Source organism: Pseudomonas shahriarae (assembly GCF_014268455.2).
Classification (GTDB): domain Bacteria; phylum Pseudomonadota; class Gammaproteobacteria; order Pseudomonadales; family Pseudomonadaceae; genus Aquipseudomonas; species Aquipseudomonas shahriarae.
The window spans coordinates 3,899,857-3,918,612 of sequence record NZ_CP077085.1 but is presented as its reverse complement, the minus strand read 5'-3'; the positions used below and the strand labels follow the sequence as shown (position 1 = coordinate 3,918,612).

Annotated in this window: 17 protein-coding genes; 6 read left to right on the top strand and 11 right to left on the bottom strand. The window is 61.0% G+C overall.

Features of this window, described 5'->3' with window-relative positions:
- Window positions 1-246: 246 nt before the first annotated feature.
- From HU773_RS17305 to HU773_RS17295, 3 genes are all read right to left on the bottom strand, one after another.
- Entirely contained in the window at window positions 247-1,269 is a 1,023-nt protein-coding gene (locus HU773_RS17305) for an IS110 family RNA-guided transposase (RefSeq protein WP_120732161.1), read from the bottom strand.
- A gap of 862 nt (window positions 1,270-2,131) precedes the next feature.
- On the bottom strand, window positions 2,132-3,187 hold the full coding sequence (locus tag HU773_RS17300) for a permease (protein WP_057439453.1): 1,056 nt from the start codon (window positions 3,185-3,187) through the stop codon (window positions 2,132-2,134).
- Window positions 3,188-3,239: 52 nt separating this feature from the next.
- Window positions 3,240-3,941 carry a histidine phosphatase family protein gene (locus HU773_RS17295; protein WP_169990481.1) on the bottom strand — a complete coding sequence of 234 codons (702 nt, stop codon included), beginning with the start codon at window positions 3,939-3,941 and terminating at the stop codon, window positions 3,240-3,242.
- A 255-nt stretch (window positions 3,942-4,196) separates the two neighbouring features.
- Between HU773_RS17295 and HU773_RS17290 the strand changes: the two genes are divergently transcribed.
- From HU773_RS17290 to HU773_RS17275, 4 genes are all read left to right on the top strand, one after another.
- Window positions 4,197-4,895 (top strand): glutathione S-transferase N-terminal domain-containing protein, encoded by a 699-nt coding sequence (locus HU773_RS17290; RefSeq protein WP_057439451.1) that lies wholly within the window; start codon window positions 4,197-4,199, stop codon window positions 4,893-4,895.
- Window positions 4,896-4,898: 3 nt separating this feature from the next.
- The gene (locus tag HU773_RS17285; protein WP_169990480.1) at window positions 4,899-5,741 is read left to right on the top strand and encodes a PhzF family phenazine biosynthesis protein; all 843 of its coding nucleotides are present in this window, start codon (window positions 4,899-4,901) and stop codon (window positions 5,739-5,741) included.
- 212 nt (window positions 5,742-5,953) lie between these two features.
- Complete coding sequence (hemB, locus tag HU773_RS17280) at window positions 5,954-6,928, top strand: porphobilinogen synthase (protein WP_057959111.1); 975 nt, start codon at window positions 5,954-5,956, stop codon at window positions 6,926-6,928.
- A 125-nt stretch (window positions 6,929-7,053) separates the two neighbouring features.
- Window positions 7,054-8,139, top strand: coding sequence for a DUF1615 domain-containing protein (locus tag HU773_RS17275; protein WP_186626210.1), 1,086 nt, complete (start codon window positions 7,054-7,056; stop codon window positions 8,137-8,139).
- A gap of 2 nt (window positions 8,140-8,141) precedes the next feature.
- On the opposite strand, the gene HU773_RS17270 is transcribed toward HU773_RS17275, so the two are convergent.
- Window positions 8,142-8,921 (bottom strand): DUF4349 domain-containing protein, encoded by a 780-nt coding sequence (locus HU773_RS17270; RefSeq protein ID WP_057959113.1) that lies wholly within the window; start codon window positions 8,919-8,921, stop codon window positions 8,142-8,144.
- A gap of 169 nt (window positions 8,922-9,090) precedes the next feature.
- On the opposite strand from HU773_RS17270, the gene HU773_RS17265 reads away from it, so the two are divergent.
- Window positions 9,091-9,507: a PaaI family thioesterase gene (locus tag HU773_RS17265; protein WP_057439447.1), complete on the top strand. Its 417-nt coding sequence runs from the start codon at window positions 9,091-9,093 to the stop codon at window positions 9,505-9,507.
- Window positions 9,508-9,687: 180 nt separating this feature from the next.
- Here HU773_RS17265 and HU773_RS17260 read toward each other — a convergent pair whose 3' ends face one another.
- Genes HU773_RS17260 through HU773_RS17250 form a run of 3 tightly spaced genes read right to left on the bottom strand, consistent with a single transcriptional unit; the run spans window position 9,688 to window position 12,273 of the window.
- Window positions 9,688-10,869, bottom strand: a complete 1,182-nt coding sequence (locus tag HU773_RS17260; RefSeq protein WP_057444130.1) for an acetyl-CoA C-acetyltransferase — start codon at window positions 10,867-10,869, stop codon at window positions 9,688-9,690.
- An 11-nt stretch (window positions 10,870-10,880) separates the two neighbouring features.
- On the bottom strand, window positions 10,881-11,540 hold the full coding sequence (locus HU773_RS17255) for a CoA transferase subunit B (protein WP_057439446.1): 660 nt from the start codon (window positions 11,538-11,540) through the stop codon (window positions 10,881-10,883).
- Between the two features lie 34 nt (window positions 11,541-11,574).
- Window positions 11,575-12,273, bottom strand: a complete 699-nt coding sequence (locus tag HU773_RS17250; RefSeq protein WP_010211319.1) for a CoA transferase subunit A — start codon at window positions 12,271-12,273, stop codon at window positions 11,575-11,577.
- A 132-nt stretch (window positions 12,274-12,405) separates the two neighbouring features.
- Between HU773_RS17250 and HU773_RS17245 the strand changes: the two genes are divergently transcribed.
- Window positions 12,406-13,308, top strand: coding sequence for a LysR family transcriptional regulator (locus HU773_RS17245; RefSeq protein WP_120733548.1), 903 nt, complete (start codon window positions 12,406-12,408; stop codon window positions 13,306-13,308).
- Window positions 13,309-13,428: 120 nt separating this feature from the next.
- On the opposite strand, the gene HU773_RS17240 is transcribed toward HU773_RS17245, so the two are convergent.
- The 4 genes from HU773_RS17240 to HU773_RS17225 form a co-directional block, all read right to left on the bottom strand.
- Entirely contained in the window at window positions 13,429-13,758 is a 330-nt protein-coding gene (locus HU773_RS17240; protein ID WP_029296579.1) for a hypothetical protein, read from the bottom strand.
- Window positions 13,759-14,286: 528 nt separating this feature from the next.
- Window positions 14,287-14,727 carry a CBS domain-containing protein gene (locus tag HU773_RS17235; RefSeq protein WP_057439480.1) on the bottom strand — a complete coding sequence of 147 codons (441 nt, stop codon included), beginning with the start codon at window positions 14,725-14,727 and terminating at the stop codon, window positions 14,287-14,289.
- Window positions 14,728-14,851: 124 nt separating this feature from the next.
- Window positions 14,852-16,801: a DNA topoisomerase III gene (locus HU773_RS17230; protein ID WP_186626209.1), complete on the bottom strand. Its 1,950-nt coding sequence runs from the start codon at window positions 16,799-16,801 to the stop codon at window positions 14,852-14,854.
- A gap of 229 nt (window positions 16,802-17,030) precedes the next feature.
- Window positions 17,031-18,656, bottom strand: a complete 1,626-nt coding sequence (locus HU773_RS17225; RefSeq protein WP_057439443.1) for an MFS transporter — start codon at window positions 18,654-18,656, stop codon at window positions 17,031-17,033.
- Window positions 18,657-18,756 lie beyond the last annotated feature (100 nt).

The following is an 18,756-nucleotide window of genomic DNA, read 5'->3' as shown; positions in this document are numbered from 1 at the left end:
TGGTTGTCCCGTACATCAGCCCACCCCTTGCAACCACAGACGATGAGCGGTAAAGCATGCTTGCGCTAATGTATCCGGGCTCATAGTCGGCAGTTTCACCGCTTGGCCCTTGATGAATAGTCGCTCCCGCCTGTCCTTGAAAAGGGCTTCAGCTTCAAAAGCTGTTTTGCTTACCAGGTTCTCAGGCGAGATTTGAGCTGTTTATCGTCATCATCGTTGTCGTCGCAAAAGCCGGTAGTGTTTCGATCAAGTCATCAACTGCGCGTTGTAGCTACCTCCGCGAGCTAAAACGGCCCATACGATTCTTGCTAGTTTATTGGCCAGGGCGCAGGCAACCTTGTTTGGGTGCTTTCGCGTCAGCAGGTCTCGGCACCAAGCCCCCAAGGCGTCGTTGCGTTTATCTATGCGCACCAAAACTGCCCGCGAGCCTTGAACCAAGAGCTTTCGAAGGTATTTATCACCACGTTTGCTGATGTTCAAAAGGACGGTTTGGCCACCTGTTGAGTACTGCCTTGGCACCAGCCCCAGCGAAGCAGCGAAGTCTCGCGCTGAGTGAAAATTGGAAGCGTCCCCGACGTCGGCCAGCAGCGCGCTAGCGATGATGGGGCCGATACCGGGGATGCTCATTAGGCGTGTTCCCGCGTCATCAACTGCCACCTGTTCCTTGATGCTGTGGTCGATGGACTTAATCTCTACCGTAAGCCGTTTGATGTCTTCCAACAGATGCTCGATAAACTGCGTCAACTGTTGAGGCAACTCAGCGGCAGGGTCATCCAGTATTTGATGAATTTGGTTCATGGCGGCTTTGGTCGCCGGTAGCGCAATTCCAAATTCCAGCAAGAATCCGTGGATACGATTGATGGTTTGAGTTCTTTGGCATACCAATGCCTCTCGGAGGCGGTGCTGGGTCGAGAGCACCTGCTGTTCCACCGTCTTGATCGCAACATAGCGTGCCTTGGGACGGGACGCCGCCTCGCAAATTGCCTCGGCATCTATGTAGTCATTTTTATTGCCGGTGACGTACGGTTTCACATGCTGCGGAGCTATAAGTTTCACCTGGTGGCCGAAGGAAATAAGCTTCCTGGCGAGCCAATGTGAGCCGCCGCAGGACTCCATTACTATCGTGCAGGGCTCAAGCTTTGCCAGGAACTGAAGCAGTCGATTTCGATTGAACTGCTTGCGCAGCACCTCATGGCCGCGTACGTCGTGCCCTACGAGGTGAAAGGTGCTTTTTCCAATATCAAGACCAAGTAATGCCAAGCTGTTCATGAGCGGTCTCCTTAGCGAAAGTGGGCCTTCCGGTAAGTCTAGATTTACCGGGGGCCCGTGCCGGGCTGACCATCTCATTAGGGCTTTTGCCCCACCACTCGGCACCTCGCCTAGGCTCGGTGTGCCCGTCATCCGACATTGATTTGGGGGGCCGCCGCGATGGGCCATCCATGGCCCAGCGCGGCTAACCCGGCGTCCTGCCGGGTTACCCCCCCCAAATCAAAATCGGATGACGGCCAGCGTGGTTTAACGGGGCGCCTCAGATCAAGATCAAGATCAAAAGCAAAGCGAGGCGGCCTGGTAGCCGACCTGATCGTCGAGGCGTGTGGGTACCCCTGTGGGAGCGGGCTTGCCCGCGATGGTCGTTAACGATGACAAATGAATACCTGACACTCTGATGTGTTCTTTCGGGCGTCATCGCAGCGATGCGGCGATCCGACAAGCCAGCTCCCACAGGGAATGCAGTTTCGCGCTTTGGGATTGCTGTTGCTCTGCTTTTGATCTGGCTTTTGATCTTGATCTTAGGCGCCCCGTTAAACCACGATGGCCGCAGGCAGGTATTGCGCAGTGGGCACCCCGGCATGGATGCCGGGGTAGCCGCGACACGGCCATGGATGGCCGATCGCGGCGGGCCCACGGAGCAATGCCTGACTGCGGGCATGCCGAGCCTAGGCGAGGCACCGAGTGGTGGGGCAAGAGCGCTTTGCTTACTTTGGCGCTCTTCCAAAGTGAGCCGCCGTAAGGGCGGAACCCTAAGTGGCCGTGACCGCAGCAACGGATATGTACACAAACCCAACAAGCACTAGATAAAAGAGTTGTGTAGATACCTATGCTGCGATGAGGCCCTGACAGTCAACCCTTCCTAAAGGACGACCACCGCCACCAACCCGCACACCACACCCATCAGCATGGTCAGCCCGGCCACCGTCACCAGCACCCGCGTATCGAAATCCTTGCGCAGCATCAACAGCGACGGCAGGCTCACGCTCGGCAGGGTCATCAGCAGTGCCACCGCGGGCCCGGTGCCCAGCCCCAGGGCCATCATGGTCTGCACAATCGGGATTTCTGCGGCGGTGGGGATCACAAACAGGGTGCCGACGATCGCCAGGGGCACCAGCCACAGCAGGCTATCGGCCATCGCCCCGTCCACGTGTGGGAACAGCCACACCCGCGCCGCGCCCAGTAGCAACACCGCCAGGATGTAGATCGGGATGGTGCTCCAGAACAACTGCCACAGGGTGCGCAGCCAGCGGCTGAGGAACGGCTGGGTCTCGGTGCCGCTGACGTCGGCCACGGCCTCCAGTGCTACCTGGGGCACCTGCTCGGGGCGGGCGATGCGTTGGGCGATCAGCGCGACACCGATCACCAGCACGACACCGGCCACCAGGCGCAGGGCGGCAAAGTCCCAGCCCAGCACAAACCCCATGAAAACCAGGGTCGCGGGGTTGAGTACCGGGTTGGCCATCCAGAACGCCAATGCAGCACCCACCGACACTTGTTGACGACGCATGCCGGCGGCCACCGGCGCGGCGCAGCAACTGCACATCATGCCCGGCAAGGCGAACAGCCCGCCACGCACGGTGGAGCCCAGTCCGGCGCGGCCGAACAGGCGCAACAGCCAGTCCCGTGGAATCAGCACCTGCAATAACGAACCGAGAATCACCGCGAGCACGGCGGCTTTCCAGATCGCCAGGAAATACACCTGGGCATAGGCCAGGGCGGCCGCCAATGGCGAGCCCTGCTGGTCATTGAGAATCGAGTTGCCGATGCTGTGGCTGTCGGCCGCGACAAAGGCCTTGAAGTAGTAGGGCGACCACTTCACGTAATACAGGCCGACGCAGGCCACCAACAGGAACAGCGCCGGTTTCCACCAGAAGGACCAGCCGCGAGCAGGGCTGGCAGAGGTGAGGTTAGACATGGTCAAGATCCGCAGATAAGTCGATAGCGACGCATCATACGCGGTCCCGGTGTCAGGTGTCGGCGGCTACGTGCGTTGCATCCGGGCAAGTCTGCAAGCCGTTATCCAGGCCTTGCTTGTAGTTGCGGCTGAGCAGGCTGGCCTTGCCGTTCTGCCAGGTCAGGGTCAACACGTACAGGGTGTCGAAATCGCCGCCGGACCAGTCTTCGGTGATGGTGTACTCCTCACCGACCGCTTCACTGGCCACCTTGTTGATCAATTCCGGCAGGTAGCCATGGGACCAGGCCGTGTAGATGGTGGAGTTGTGGTACTTGTCCTCCATCAATTCGTCAGCCAGGTCGCTGGTATCGTTGGCCGAAAACTCGATGTTCACCGGCAGCCCGAGTTTGATCGCGCTGGGGCTGATGGTCATCAATGGCCGAATGTAGCTGTAGGAATTGTCGAACTCGCCTTCTTCGACATTGCGCGTCGGGTTGGCCGCGAACACAAAGTCGGCAGCGCCGAACTTTTCCGGCAATACCGTGGCCAGGTTCATTGCGCGGTTGAGGCCCTGGCAATTGAGTTGGCCCAGGCCGCCCACAGGCTTTTCACCATGACGCAGGAACACCAGGGTTTGCACGCCGTTCTTCGGCTCGGCGCTGCTTTCGCGGGCTTCGAAAGCCAGCATCAAGGCACCGCCGACGAACACCGTTGGCACCAGGAAATAAGCATATTTTTTGAAACGTTTGCCAAGGCACAAAGGCTTGATTTTCATTAGTGGTCGAGTCTTCGGTGCGTCGGATCAAGGCTGGAAGGCCCAGCCACAGCGATGCTCCAAGCAACGTGCGGTTTTCCGTGACAGTTATGGCGGTATGCCTCCATTCAACCGTTCAAGCGCTTCTAAGAGTGCGCCAGAGCGTTTTGGTTCGCTTGGTGCAAGAGATTAACCAGCGCATGTTGCGAATTGAAGACCGATGCAGGCGCGCCGCCGGATGGCTATCATGGGTTTTTCTCACCTTGGGGTACATCGATGATTTCCGCTGCAGCGTTTCCGATTATTACCAAATGGCCAGCCGAGCATCCTGAACGCCTGCAGCTGTACTCGTTGCCGACGCCCAATGGGGTCAAAGTCTCGATCATGCTCGAAGAGGTGGGCCTGGCCTATGAGGCGCATAAGGTCAGCTTCGATACCCAGGACCAACTCTCGCCCGAGTTTCTGTCCCTGAACCCCAACAACAAGATCCCGGCGATCATCGACCCCAACGGTCCCGGCGGTGAGCCGCTGGCGTTGTTCGAGTCGGGGGCGATCCTGATTTACCTGGCAGAGAAAACCGCGCAACTACTGCCCCAGGCACCTGCTGCGCGCTACGAAACCCTGCAATGGCTGATGTTCCAGATGGCCGGGATCGGGCCGATGTTCGGCCAGGTCGGTTTCTTCAATAAGTTCGCCGGCAAGGCCTACGAAGACAAACGCCCCCGCGACCGCTATGCCGCCGAAGCCCGGCGCCTGCTGGAGGTGCTGGAAAAACGCCTGCTGGGCCGCAGCTGGATCATGGGGGATGAGTACAGCATCGCCGATATCGCCACCTTTCCCTGGATCCGCAACCTGATTGGCTTCTATGAATCGGGCGATCTGGTGGGCATCACCGACTTCCCCAATGTACTGCGCGCGCTGGATGGCTTTGTCGCCCGGCCGGCGGTGATCCGTGGCCTGAATATTCCGAGCTGACCCATGCCGACTTTTGATTTCAAGCAACTGGACGTGTTCAGCAGCGTGGCGCTCAAGGGCAACCCGCTGGCCGTGGTGCTGGGCGCCGATAGCCTCAGTGACCAGCAGATGGCTGACTTCGCCAAGTGGACCAACCTCAGCGAAACCACGTTCCTGCTGCAACCGCGCGACCCGCGTGCGGATTACCGGGTGCGGATTTTCACCACCGTGCAGGAGCTGCCGTTCGCCGGCCACCCAACCCTGGGCAGTTGCCGGGCGTGGCTGCAGGCCGGTGGTGTGCCCCAGGGCGACGAGATCATCCAGGAATGCGAGATCGGCCTGGTGCGCATCCGTCGCCAGGGCGAGGAACTGGCGTTTATCGCGCCACCCTTGCTGCGTTCAGGGCCGTTGGATGCCGAGTTGCTGGAGCGTGTGCGCCTGGCGCTCAACCTTGAGCCCGCAGCGATTGTGCGCAGCCAGTGGGTCGATAACGGCGCCGGTTGGCTGGCGCTGATGTTGACGGACCGGCAGACGGTGCTGGAGTTGCAGCCGGACTATTCAAAACTGCTCGGGCTGGCGGTGGGCGTGGTTGCTCCGTGCGACCCGACGCGCGACGAGGTGGATGCGCAGTTTGAAGTGCGCGCGTTTATTGCCGGTGACGGCGCCCCCGAAGACCCGGCCACCGGCAGCCTTAACGCGGGTGTCGCACAATGGCTGCTCGGTGCGGGCCTGGCCCCCAGCCAGTACGTGGTCAGCCAGGGCACGGCCATCGGCCGCGCCGGGCGTATTCGCGTGCAGCAGCAGGGCGATGAGATCTGGATCGGCGGCGCCGTCTCGCTGTGTATCGAAGGGCGCCTGAGCCTGTAACGCCGTAACGCACCTGTGGGGAAGGGGACAGCTCGGTCTCTACAGGTCACTCGTTGCTGCTCCTGCTTGTTTAGCCTAGACCGCATTGTTACGTGAATGGCAAAACACCGTTATGGCCGCCGTATTTGTGCTCTCGGTCAATCCGGGCATAAGCTTTCGCCCTTAAGCTAGCGGCCTTGCCACGTGCCCTGGCCTTTTTTGTAGGAAACCCCATGTCCAGTCAGTTCCCCGAAGCCCGTTCCCGCCGCCTGCGTCGTTCCCCTGAGCTGCGCAGCCTGTTCCAGGAAACCGAGTTCACCCTCAATGATCTGGTATTGCCGATTTTCGTCGAAGAAGAAATCGATGACTTCGTGCCGATCACCAGCATGCCCGGCGTGATGCGCATCCCCGAATCGAAACTGGCCAGTGAAATCGAGCGCTTTGCCCGTGCCGGGATCAAGTCGGTGATGACGTTCGGCGTGTCCCATCACCTGGACGCCAGCGGCAGCGATACCTGGAACGAGCGCGGGCTGGTGTCGCGCATGTCGGCGATCTGCAAGGACGCGGTGCCGGAAATGATCGTGATGTCCGACACCTGCTTCTGCGAATACACCGACCACGGCCATTGCGGCGTGATGCACGGCAATGAAGTGGACAACGACCGCACCCTGGCCAACCTGGGCAAGCAAGCGGTGGCGGCAGCCCGTGCCGGTGCCGATGTGATCGCGCCGTCGGCCGCGATGGACGGCCAGGTCCAGGCCATTCGCCGGGCGCTGGATGCGGCCGGGTTCAGCCATATCCCGATCATGGCGTACTCCACTAAATTCGCTTCGGCCCTGTATGGCCCGTTCCGCGAGGCGGGTGGCAGCGCGCTGAAGGGCGACCGCAAAAGCTACCAGATGAACCCGATGAACCGCCGCGAAGCCGTGCGCGAATCCTTGCTCGATGAGCAGGAAGGGGCCGACTCGCTGATGGTCAAGCCGGCCGGTGCTTACCTGGACATCATCCGCGACATCCGCGAAGCCTCGCGTTTACCGGTGGCGGCGTACCAGGTCAGTGGCGAATACGCGATGATCAAGTTCGGCGCCCAGGCCGGCGCCATCGACGAAGCGCGGGTGGTGCGCGAAACCCTGGGTTCGATCAAGCGCGCCGGTGCGGACCTGATCTTTACCTACTTTGCGATGGACCTGGCGCTCGCCGGTATCTGATCCCAGCGCATGTACTGTGGGAGCCGGCTTGAGGGCGCCATCGCGGGCAAGCCCGCTCCTGCAGGGGGTGGGCGTGGGTTTGTGAGATAGTGGGCACTTTCAGCGACTCACAGGACACCCCCCGCATGCTTTCATCCCGGCTGACTCTCGGCCTGGCCGCCTTATTGGTGCTGGCCGGCTGTTCGACCCAACGCAGCCAGCAACTCCCCGAACGCAGTGAGGCCGAGGTCAAGGCGCAGATTGTGCGACTGATGCCGGCCAAGGTGCCGGATCGTGCCGGTTGGGCCCAGGATATCTACACGGCGCTCGACAGCCAGAAGATCTATCCCAGCACCGAAAATATCTGTGCGGTGCTGGCGGTCACCGAGCAAGAGTCCACCTATCAGGTCGACCCGCCGGTGCCGAACATGGGCAAGATCGCCCAGGATGAAATCCTCAAGCGTGCAGCCAAGGTGCATGTGCCGGCCGTGCTGGTGCGCACCGCGTTGCAACTGCGCTCGCCTACGGGTAAGTCCTACGCCGACCGCCTGAGCGCTGCGCGTACCGAGAAGGACCTGAGTGGGATCTTTGACGACTTTATCGGCACAGTGCCGTTGGGCCGCACCTTGTTTGGCAGTTTCAACCCAGTGCATACCGCAGGCCCGATGCAGGTGAGCATTGCCTTCGCAGAGCAGCAGGCGCGCAATTATCCCTACACCGTAGACGGGAGCATTCGCCGCGAAGTGTTCACCCGGCGTGGCGGCATGTACTTCGGCATTGCCCATTTGCTGGGTTACCCGGTGAGCTACGAGCAGCCGCTGTACCGCTTTGCCGACTTCAACGCCGGTTGGTACGCCAGCCGCAATGCCGCGTTCCAGGCCGCGGTCAGCCGTGCTTCCGGGACCCGCCTGGCGCTGGATGGCGATTTGATCCGCTATGGCTCGATCATGCCCGGCACCACGGAGTTGGCGGTGCGCTCACTGGGCAAGAAGCTGGACATGCGCAACCCGAGCATTCGCAGCCAGTTGGAGCAGGGTGATCGCCTGGATTTTGAACAGACCACCCTATACCAGCGAGTATTTGCCCTGGCCGAGAAAGCCGAAGGCAAGCCGCTGCCACGGGCGATCCTGCCGGGGATTGTGCTCAAGAGCCCGAAGATCACCCGTAACCTCACCACGGCCTGGTTCGCCAAGCGCGTGGATGAGCGTTACCAGCGCTGCATGAAGCGCTGAGGTCAGGGGCGGCGCTTGACCAGCTTGCGCCACAACCAGACCCACAGCCACAACACCGGGAAGGCGAGGATCACGAACGGCAGCACGTAGCTGGAGCGTTCCAGGGCATCGGCGGTGCCGTCGACCAGGTTGTCGCCGAGGTTGCCGAACATCCGCGCAAAACGTGATTGCTGATGCTCGCCGTCGGATGGACTGAAGTTCAAGGTCACGCGGTTGGTGTCCAGGCGCCGCTGCTGGCCGGCGGCGATCTGCGCCAGTTCCTGCAGCTCGTTTTCGATGGAGGCCTGTTCCTTGGTGAGGGTGATCAGGTCGCCCACGGTGATGTCCTTGCGCGCCGCCAGTTCATCCAGGCGTTTTTGCTGGGCCTGCAAACGTTCCTGGCGACGGCGCACATCGGCCACCGCGTCGGCCAGGTCTTCGGCGCTGGTGATGCGCTGGCCCAGTTGCCCACCCTCGGCCACCATCTTCACCAAGGGTTCGACCCCGCTGGGGGCGATGCGCAACACGATCATGCCGCCGTCGCTGTTCTCTTCGATACGCAGGATATTGCAGGCGCCGAACTGTGCCGACTCGCAGGCTTGGCGGGTGGCCTGCATGCGTGGCGCGAGCAGGGCCAGCGGCATCGCCAGACTCAACTCGTGTTCATAGGCCAACAGCGCGCCGGCCCGGCCCTGTTCGCCATTGATCGGCGTCGACTCGGAATACTCCTTGGGCGAACAGCCGCCGAGCAGCAGGGCGGCCAATAACATCAATGCAGTAGATCTGCCTTCCAGGTGGCGCATTACGGTTCCTTCAAGTGTGCGGGATAAAGTGCGCGGCGATTAAAGCCGGTTTGCCCGGCGAACGCAAAGCGGGCGCAGGCTTATCGTCACTGATTTACCCGGTTGATCATGCTGGCTGCATCCACCGGAGCAGGTTAAACCTCGGGCCCGGTCACAAGGAAGATCCACCATGACTCACGTCCCTGAAGGCTTTATTCCCTTGCCCCGCAGCAGCCCGCTCCTGGATTTGCTGGGGCCGGTGTATTGCCGTGGCGAGGGACTGCACCTGCAACTGGGCCTGCGCGCCGACAACCGCCATGCCAACGGGCGTGGCACGGTGCATGGCGGCGTACTGGCGACCCTGGCGGATGTCGGCATGGGGTACGCCATGGCGTTTTCCAGCGACCCGCCGTTGCCGTTGATTACCGCGAGCATGACCCTCGATTATCTGGGGGCGGTGCAGGTGGGGGAGTGGATCGAGGTGCAGCTGGAGCACCACAAGCGCGGACGGCAGATGGCGTTTGCCACGGTCAGCTTGCAGGTGGGGGAAAAGGTGGTGGTGCGGGCCACCGCGGTATTTGCCGTGCCGCAATCCAATGGACGCTAGATATCTAATGTAGGAGCTGGCTTGCCTGCGATAGCGGTGTATCAGTCAATGCTGCCGGTGACTGCCCCTCCGCTATCGCAGGCAAGCCAGCTCCTACATTGGAGGGGGTTCGCAAATCAAATAGGCAAAAAAAGGCCCGGCTTTTCGTGGAGCCGGGCCTCTTTCATGTTGCTCGTTGAATCAGTCGCGCTCAAGGGCCAGTGCCACGCCCTGGCCGCCGCCGATGCACAAGGTCGCCAGGCCTTTCTTGGCGTCGCGCTTGAGCATTTCATGCAGCAGGGTCACCAGCACACGGCAGCCTGAGGCGCCAATCGGGTGGCCAATGGCAATCGCGCCGCCATTGACGTTGACCTTGGCCGCGTCCCACTCCAGTTCCTTGCCCACTGCCAGCGCCTGTGCGGCGAAGGCTTCGTTGGCTTCGATCAGGTCCAGGTCGGCCAACTGCCAGCCGGCCTTGTCCAGGCAACGACGGGTCGCGGACACCGGGCCAATGCCCATGATCGCCGGATCGACACCCGCATTCGCGTAGCTGGCGATACGCGCCAGCACCGGCAGGCCGAGGGCTTTGGCTTTATCGGCACTCATCAGCAACACGGCGGCGGCGCCGTCGTTGAGGCTCGACGCGTTGCCGGCGGTGACGCTGCCGTCTTTCTTGAAGGCCGGTTTGAGTTTGCCCAGGGATTCGGCGGTAGTGCCGGCGCGGGGCTGCTCGTCCACCGCAAAGGCAATCGGGTCGCCCTTGCGCTGGGGAATCAGGATCGGGGTGATTTCATCAGCAAAGCGCCCGGCTTCAATTGCCGCAGCCGCTTTTTGCTGGGAGGCAGCGGCGAAGGCGTCCTGGGCTTCACGGCTGATGCCGTACTTGTCCACCAGGTTCTCGGCGGTGATGCCCATGTGGTAGTCGTTGAACGCGTCCCACAGGCCGTCGGTGATCATGCTGTCGACCATCTTCGCGTGCCCCATGCGCAGGCCGGTGCGGGCGGCGGGCAGCACGTACGGGGCCAGGCTCATGTTCTCCATGCCGCCGGCGATAATCACCTCGGCGTCACCGCAGCGGATGGCCTGTGCGCCCAGGTGCAGGGCCTTGAGGCCCGAGCCGCAGACCTTGTTCAAGGTCAGGCTGGGCACTGCATGTGGCAGGCCGGCGAGAATCGACGCCTGGCGTGCCGGGTTCTGGCCCGAACCTGCGGTCAGGACCTGGCCGAGGATCACTTCGTCCACTTGCGCAGGGTCCAGGCCGGTCTGCTCCAGCAGGCGGCGGATCACGGCGGCGCCCAGTTCCGGTGCCGGGATGCCGGCCAGGGCTCCTTGAAAGCTGCCCACGGCGGTACGGGTGGCAGCAACAATCACGACGTCTTGCATGGAATCTGTCCTCACTGGAAGTGCATTTCTGGAACGTGGTCCGGGACGATCAGTTTACCGGCGGTCTTGCTCACAATCTCTTCAACGCTGACGCCAGGTGCGCGTTCCTTGAGGACAAAAGCGCCATTTTCGATTTCCAGGTACGCCAGGTCCGTCAGCACGCGCTTGATGCAGTGGGCACCGGTCAGCGGCAGGCTGCACTGGCTGAGCAGCTTGGACTCACCGTCCTTGGAGGCGTGGGTCATGATCACGATGATGTTTTCTGCGCCGGCCACCAGGTCCATGGCACCGCCCATGCCCTTGACCAGCTTGCCGGGGATCATCCACGAGGCGATGTTGCCGTGTACGTCCACTTCAAAGGCGCCGAGTACCGTGAGGTCTACGTGGCCGCCGCGAATCATTGCGAAGGACTCGGCCGAGGAAAAGATCGAGGCGCCGATACGCGCGGTGACGGTCTGCTTGCCGGCGTTGATCATGTCGGCATCAATGGTGTCTTCGGTAGGAAACGGTCCCATGCCCAGCAGGCCGTTTTCCGATTGCAGCATCACTTCCATGCCTTCGGGAATGTAGTTGGCCACCAGGGTCGGGATGCCGATGCCGAGGTTGACGTAGAAGCCGTCCTGCATTTCGCGGGCGACGCGTTGAGCCATTTGTTCGCGGGTAAGAGCCATAGTGCTGTTCCTCTTATTGTTCGGGCTGGGCAGATTATTTGCGGACGGTGCGCTGTTCGATGCGCTTCTCGAAGGTGCCGCAGATGATCCGGTCGACGTAGATGCCAGGGGTGTGGATCTGCGCCGGGTCCAGCTCGCCCGGTTCGACGATTTCCTCGACTTCGACCACGGTGATCTTGCCGGCGGTGGCGGCCAGCGGGTTGAAGTTCTGGGCGGTGTGGCGGTAGATGACGTTGCCGAAATGGTCGGCTTTCCAGCCTTTGACGATGGCGAAGTCGCCGGTGATGGATTCTTCCATCAGGTACGGGCGACCATTGAACTCGCGGGTTTCCTTGCCTTCGGCGACGGGCGTGCCAACACCGGTGGCGGTAAAGAACGCCGGAATGCCCGCGCCGCCTGCACGCATTTTTTCGGCCAGGGTGCCCTGGGGCGTCAGCACGACTTCGATTTCACCGCTGAGCAGTTGCTTCTCGAACAGGGCGTTTTCACCGACATAGGAGGCGATGACCTTGCTGATCTGTTTTTCTTCGAGCAATACACCCAGGCCAAAGCCATCGACGCCGCAGTTGTTGGAGACCACCGTGAGGTCGCGGGTGCCTTTGCGCTTGATTTCGGCGATGAGGTTTTCCGGGATGCCGCACAGGCCAAAGCCGCCGGAGAGTACGGTCATGCCGTCTTCAAGGCCTGCCAGCGCTTCTTCATAGGACGCCACGCGTTTATCGAAACCTGCCATATGCACCTCTTTTATTGTTTGTGGTCCAGCCAGTGACTCGAGTGTTGCGCTGACAGATTGATTTGTTAAGTTGTTTTTTAAGGTTGATTGATTTAAAAAACAGCACAATCGCCAAGCCGTAGGAGCAGCGTCATGACAGTTAAACAGATGCGGGCCTTTCTTGCCGTGGCCCAGAGCCTGAGTTTTGCCGCCGCCTGTGAGCGCCTGCATTTGTCCCAGTCGGCCCTGAGCCTGACCATCAAGGGCCTGGAGGAGGGCCTGGGCGGGCGGCTGTTCAGCCGTAATACGCGCAACGTCGCGCTGACCCCTGAAGGCGAATCCCTGTTGCCCCTGGCTCGCCGGTTGATTGCCGACTGGGACAATGCCGAGGATGAACTGCGCCAGCGTTTTACCCTGCAGCGCGGGCGCGTGACGGTGGCGGCGATGCCGTCGTTTGCCGGCAACCTGCTGCCGCCGATCCTGAAGGTGTTCCGTGCGCGGTTTCCCCAGGTCAATGTCACGGTGCACGATTTGATCAATGAGCAGGTCCTGGAAATGGTCCGTGATCGCCAAGTGGAGCTGGGTGTGGCGTTTGAGCCTTCACCGGGGTCGTCGCTGGCCTTCACCCCGCTGTATCTGGACCGCTTTGTCGCGGTGGTGCCCGGCGACTCGCCGCTGGCGGACATGACCGCGATCGACTGGAAAACCCTGCTGGTGCAACCGTTCATTACCTTGCAGCGGCCTTCCACGGTCCGGGTGATGCTCGAGGAGCACCTCGGCGCGTTACAGATGAAACTGCCGGTGGCGTTGGAAAGCCATCAATTGGCAACCGTGGGCAAGATGGTTGCCAGCGGCCTGGGCGTCAGCGCCGTGCCTGCATTGTGCGCACAGCAGATGGAAGAGGCGGGGGCCCGTTGCATCACCTTGTGTGACCCGGTGATCGAGCGGCCGATTGGGGTGCTGACCAAGCCGGGGCATGAGCTGTCGGCGGCGGCGCAGGCACTGTTTGATATCTTCCGCGACGAAGCGGGGAAGGGGCGATTCCCGGGGATTTAAGTCGACACAAACAAATGTGGGAGCTGGCTTGCCAGGGATAGCTATTTAACACTCAACAACTAGGTTGATCGTTAAACGGTTATCTCAGGCAAACCAGCTCCCACAAAGGTCTGGTTATTCTTAGTAGTAGCGGTCAATCACTTTAACTTGCGAGTTGTCCTTGAACGACTCCCAGGCATTGTTAAGTGTATCGAAGACCTGCTCGATAAAGTTGCGATCGGCAGCTGCTTTTTTACCAACATAACCCTGGCCGCGGCGGTACATCTTCAGGCGCGCCGCCAGTTCACGGTTATTGCGGTCGAACTCGGCTTCTTCGGTATGGGGCGCCAGGCAGTCAATTTGCACTTCGCCCGATTTGCCAATCCACAGGATATGGTCGTCGAGTGTGTCTTTCTGCGCTGCGAACATCTCAGCCAATTCATCAATAGTTGGTTGGTTGTTCAGATTCATGTGTAAGCCCCTTGACCAGTTGGCGATCTTCAGTTGATTCGTTAATTCACGTTAGTTGTCTCCGGCTATGAAAACCGGGCGTCAGAAACGGTCTGCCAAATACGGACAGGGTCTTGAACCTGATGCATGTAGTGTTTCTGATGAACTGCTACGCAATGGTTTCATAACGAAGACAAGCAGCATTTGAGCTTCTTGTACCGATCCTTTCGGGCCGGTCAGCTTCATCAATCTGCCTTGTGGGCAGTGCACATCCGGAAAAACAGCTCGGCGGTCAGACGAGCTTGTTCAAAACGCTTGTTACCAACACTCCCGATCCGGGAGACGCTTGAATCATGCAAGCTCAAAATGGTTACGTCAACGGTTATGTAGTGATTATTTTTGCTCACTACATATTTTCTGCAGAAGAGAGGGGGGGCTGGGGAAAGGTGACTTGGGCGTCACTTTTTGTGCCGGGGAGTCGGGGGGGGGCGCTGCTGTGGGAGCTGGCAAGCCAGCTCCCACATTGGATTTGTGGTGCTTAGGGGAATGCTATTCGCCGCGGATGTACTGTTCCAGTTGCTGGATCAGTGCCGCCTGCTCGGCGATGGCTTCCTTGACCAGGTCACCGATGGACAGCAGGCCCAGCAGTTCTCCGTCTTCCACCACTGGCAGGTGGCGCAGGTGGCCGTCAGTCATGATGCCCATGCAATCTTCGACGCTTTTGTGGGTGTCCACGGTGATTGCCGGGGAACTCATCACCTGGTGGACCTGGGTGGTCGTCGAGGACAGTCCATGGAGAATCAGTTTGCGCGCGTAGTCGCGCTCACTGATGATGCCGACGACCTTGCCGTCCTTGACTACCGGCAAGGCGCCGACGTTCTTCGCTGCCATCACCACCAACGCTTCAAACACGGTGTGATTCCACTGGATGGTATGGACTTCCTGATTCTTCTGGTCCTTGGACTTGAGCAGTTGTGCGACGGTCTTCATGGTGTCCACCCCGGTTTTGTTATTAGGCAGTGCCTACAGAATCCTCGACCGCTGGCGCCAGGGCAAGAGCCAAAGCGGCGTATATCCGCTTGAAAAGCGTCATTACCTGACTTTTTTTGCAATTTCAGCCCTTGTTTGCCGGTTTTACCGCCCGTTTCGGGCTGGCGGCGGTCTTGGGCTTGGCCGGCTTGCGTTTGTTTTTCCAGGGGGTGGCACCACGACCTGCCGGGCTGGCCGGGCCGCTGATGGTCATTTGCATACCATTGCAGCGGGCCACTTGCTTGCTCATCCAGGCGGCCTGTTTGGCGACGAACTCTTCCAGGCTCATCTCACCGCTCTGCACCATGTCCAGGGCCTGCTCCCAGATGGCGGTGGTGCCGGGATCGGCAATCGCCCTGGGTACCGCGTCGATCAGGCTGAAGGCCGCCGGTGTGGCAGACAGCGCCTTGCCGGTTTTCACCAAGTAACCACGGTCCAGCAGGCCCTGGATGATCCCGGCCCGAGTCGCCTCGGTACCGATGCCGGTGGTGTCCTTTAGCTTTTGTTTGAGCAGCGGGTCTTGCACCAGTTTGGCGACGTTTTTCATCGCCTTGATCAGGTCGCCTTCGGTAAAGGGCTTGGGTGGCTGGGTCCACAGGTCCTTGAGGTTGACCTTGGCCACAGCGTAATCCTGGCCCTGCACCAGCGCCGGCAAAGGCTGCGGCGCCGGCGCCTCACGGCCTTGGCTCGGGGCCAGCGCTTCGGGCAACGCACGCTTCCAGCCGGGTTCCACCACCACTTTACCTACGGCGCGCAAGGCTTCGCCGGCACAGTCGAAGTCCGCCTGGGTGCGGTCGTATTCGTGATTGGGCAGGAACTGCGCCAGGTATCGGGCGCGGACCAAGGTGTAGACGGCGCGGTGTTTGCCGGTCAACTGCGCAAGATCTTTGCCGGCGCCGGTAGGAATAATGCCGTGGTGGGCGCTGACCTTGGCGTCGTTCCAGGCGCGGGAGCGGCGCTGCGCATCGAGGTGTGGCATCAACGCGCTCACCGCCGGGTCGGCGCGGCCCAGTGCCGCGAGAATCGTCGCCGCGTCGCCATGCTGGCTCACGGGCAGGTAACCGCAGTCGCTGCGCGGGTAGGTGATGACCTTATGGGTTTCGTAGAGGGACTGGGCGATATCCAGGGTTTCCTGGGCGCCGAGCCCGAGTTTCTTCGAGCAGATTTCCTGCAGGGTGCCCAGGTCAAAGGGCAGGGGTGCCACTTCGCGCATGCGTTCGGTGCGCAGCTTCACCAGGCGTGCGCTGGCCGCGTTGCTCATCGCCGTCGCCGCGTGTTGTGCCCGCTCCGGGTTGAGGCAACGGCCCTGGTCGTCACAGATATCGTCGGCGGCGCGCCATTGCGCGATAAAACGCATCTGCTGGTGCAGCAACTCAACATCAATGGCCCAGTAAGCCACCGGGACGAAGTCGGCAATGCTGCGGTCGCGGTCCACCACCAGGCGCAGGGTCGGGGTTTGCACCCGCCCAACGGGCAATACACCTTGATAGCCGGACTGACGGCCGAGCAGGGTAAACAGGCGGCTCATGTTCATGCCGATCAGCCAGTCGGCACGGGAGCGGCCCAGGGCCGAATGGTAGAGGCTGAAGGTGTCTGCGCCAGGCTTCAACGATGCCAGGGCCTTGCGGATCGAGGCATCGTCGAGCGCCGACAGCCACAGGCGCTGGATCGGCCCGCGATAGCGGCAATGCTCCACCAGTTCGCGGGCGATCATCTCGCCCTCGCGGTCGGCATCGGTGGCAATCACCAGTTCCCGGGCTTCCCCCAGTAGGCGCTTGACCGCCTTGTACTGGCTGGCGGTCTTGGGCTTGACCGTCATCTTCCATTTTTCCGGGACGATGGGCAGGTCGGCCAGCACCCAGCGCTTGTACTTGGCGTCGTAGGCATCGGGCGGGGCGGTTTCCAACAGGTGGCCGATGCACCAGGTAACGGTGACGTCCGTGCCCAGCCAGCAACCGTCGCCCCGGCGCCGGGCGCCGAGCACGGCCGCGATATCCTTGGCCTGGGAGGGTTTTTCACAGAGGAACAGCCGCATGCTCAGCCCATTCGTTACACAGTTGAATGGGCGAAGGATGGGCAAAAGAAGGCAATTGAGCAACCTTTATCTGGATGGATATACAGCAATTTGTGTGGGCGGCGGGAAACCAGTGTGGGAGCGGGCTTGCCCGCGATAGGGGGTGTGCCAGTCAGTACATTCATTGACTGACCCACCGCTATCGCGGGCAAGCCCGCTCCCACAAGGGATTTACAGGGTTTGCGGGATATTAGTTTTTATCCAGATCCACGTTCTTGGTTTCCTTCAGGCACAGCAGCCCGACGATCAGGCTCACCCCGGTAATCACCACCGGGTACCACAGCCCGTAGAAGATATCGCCGGTGTACACCACCAAGGCAAACGACACGGTCGGCAGGAACCCGCCAAACCAGCCGTTACCGATGTGGTAGGGCAGGGACATGGAGGTGTAGCGGATACGCGTCGGAAACAGTTCCACCATCAGTGCGGCGAGTGGGCCGTAGCACATTGCGGCGATCAGGATCAGCGCGACGATCAACACCACCACCATGGTTTTGTTGACCTGGGCCACGTCTGCCGATTTCGGGTAGCCGGCCAGGGTCACGGCGCCGCGCAGGGCGTCTTCGTCGTAGCCGTCGATGCGCACATCGCCGATGCTGACTTGCACCGCGCTGCCGGCAGGTGCGGCTTCGCTGCTGTAGGGCAGGCCCTGTTTGACCAGGAAGGTCTTGACCTTGTCGCATGGGCTGTCAAACCGCGCCTTGCCCACCGGGTCGAACTGGAAGGTGCAGGTGGCCGGGTCTGCCAGCACGGTGATCGGGGCCTGGCGGCTAGCCTGGTCCATCGCCGGGTTGGTGTAGTGGGCCAGGCCCTTGAAGATCGGGAAGTACAGCGCGGTGGCCAGCAGCAGGCCGACCATCAGTACTGGCTTGCGCCCCCATTTGTCCGAGAGCCAGCCGAAGAAGATAAAGAACGGCGCGCCAATCACCACGCTGATGATCAGCAGCATATTGGCCAGGGCCGGGTCCATCTTCAGGAACTGGGTCAGGAAGAACAGTACATAGAATTGCGCGGCGTAGAAGGTCACGGCCTGGCCGGCGTTGATACTGAACAGCGCAATCAACACCACCTTGAGGTTTTGCCAGTTACCGAACGACTCGCGGATCGGCGCTTTGCTGGCCTTGCCTTCCTCTTTCATTTTCAGGAACGCGGGGGATTCGTGCAGGCTCAAGCGGATCCAGGTGGAAATCCCCAGCAGCACGATGGACAGCAGGAACGGCAGGCGCCAGCCCCAGACTTCAAACTGATCGCCCGTGAAATAACGGCAAGCCAGTACCACCAGCAACGACAGCAACAGGCCGAGGGTCGCGGTGGATTGAATCCAGCTGGTGTGGAAGCCGCGTTTGCCGGCGGGGGCGTGCTCGGCGACATAGGTCGCGGCGCCGCCGTATTCACCGCCCAGGGCCAGGCCCTGGAGCATGCGCAGCACCACCAGGATGATCGGCGCGGCGATGCCGATGCTGGCGTAGGTGGGCAACAGGCCCACACAGAAGGTTGCCACGCCCATCAGGACGATGGTGGCGAGGAAGGTGTACTTGCGTCCGATCATGTCCCCCAGGCGGCCGAACACCAGCGCGCCGAACGGCCGCACCACAAAGCCGGCGGCAAAGGCCATCAGGGCGAAGATAAAGGCCGTGGTGTCGTTGACCCCGGCAAAAAATTGCTTGCTGATCACCGCCGCGAGGGCGCCATAGAGGAAAAAGTCATACCACTCGAACACCGTCCCCAGGGACGAGGCGAAGATGACCTTTTGCGACTCCTTGCTGCTGACAGTGGCGCCAGGCATGGCGTCCAGGGGTTGAGCACGTTCTGACATGGGGTAGCCCTCACAGTGATTATTTATTGTTGTTCCACTGTCGGCGCCAACTTCAGCGCCGCTCTTGTCCTGTAGGTGCGAGCAAACTCGCGCCTACAGG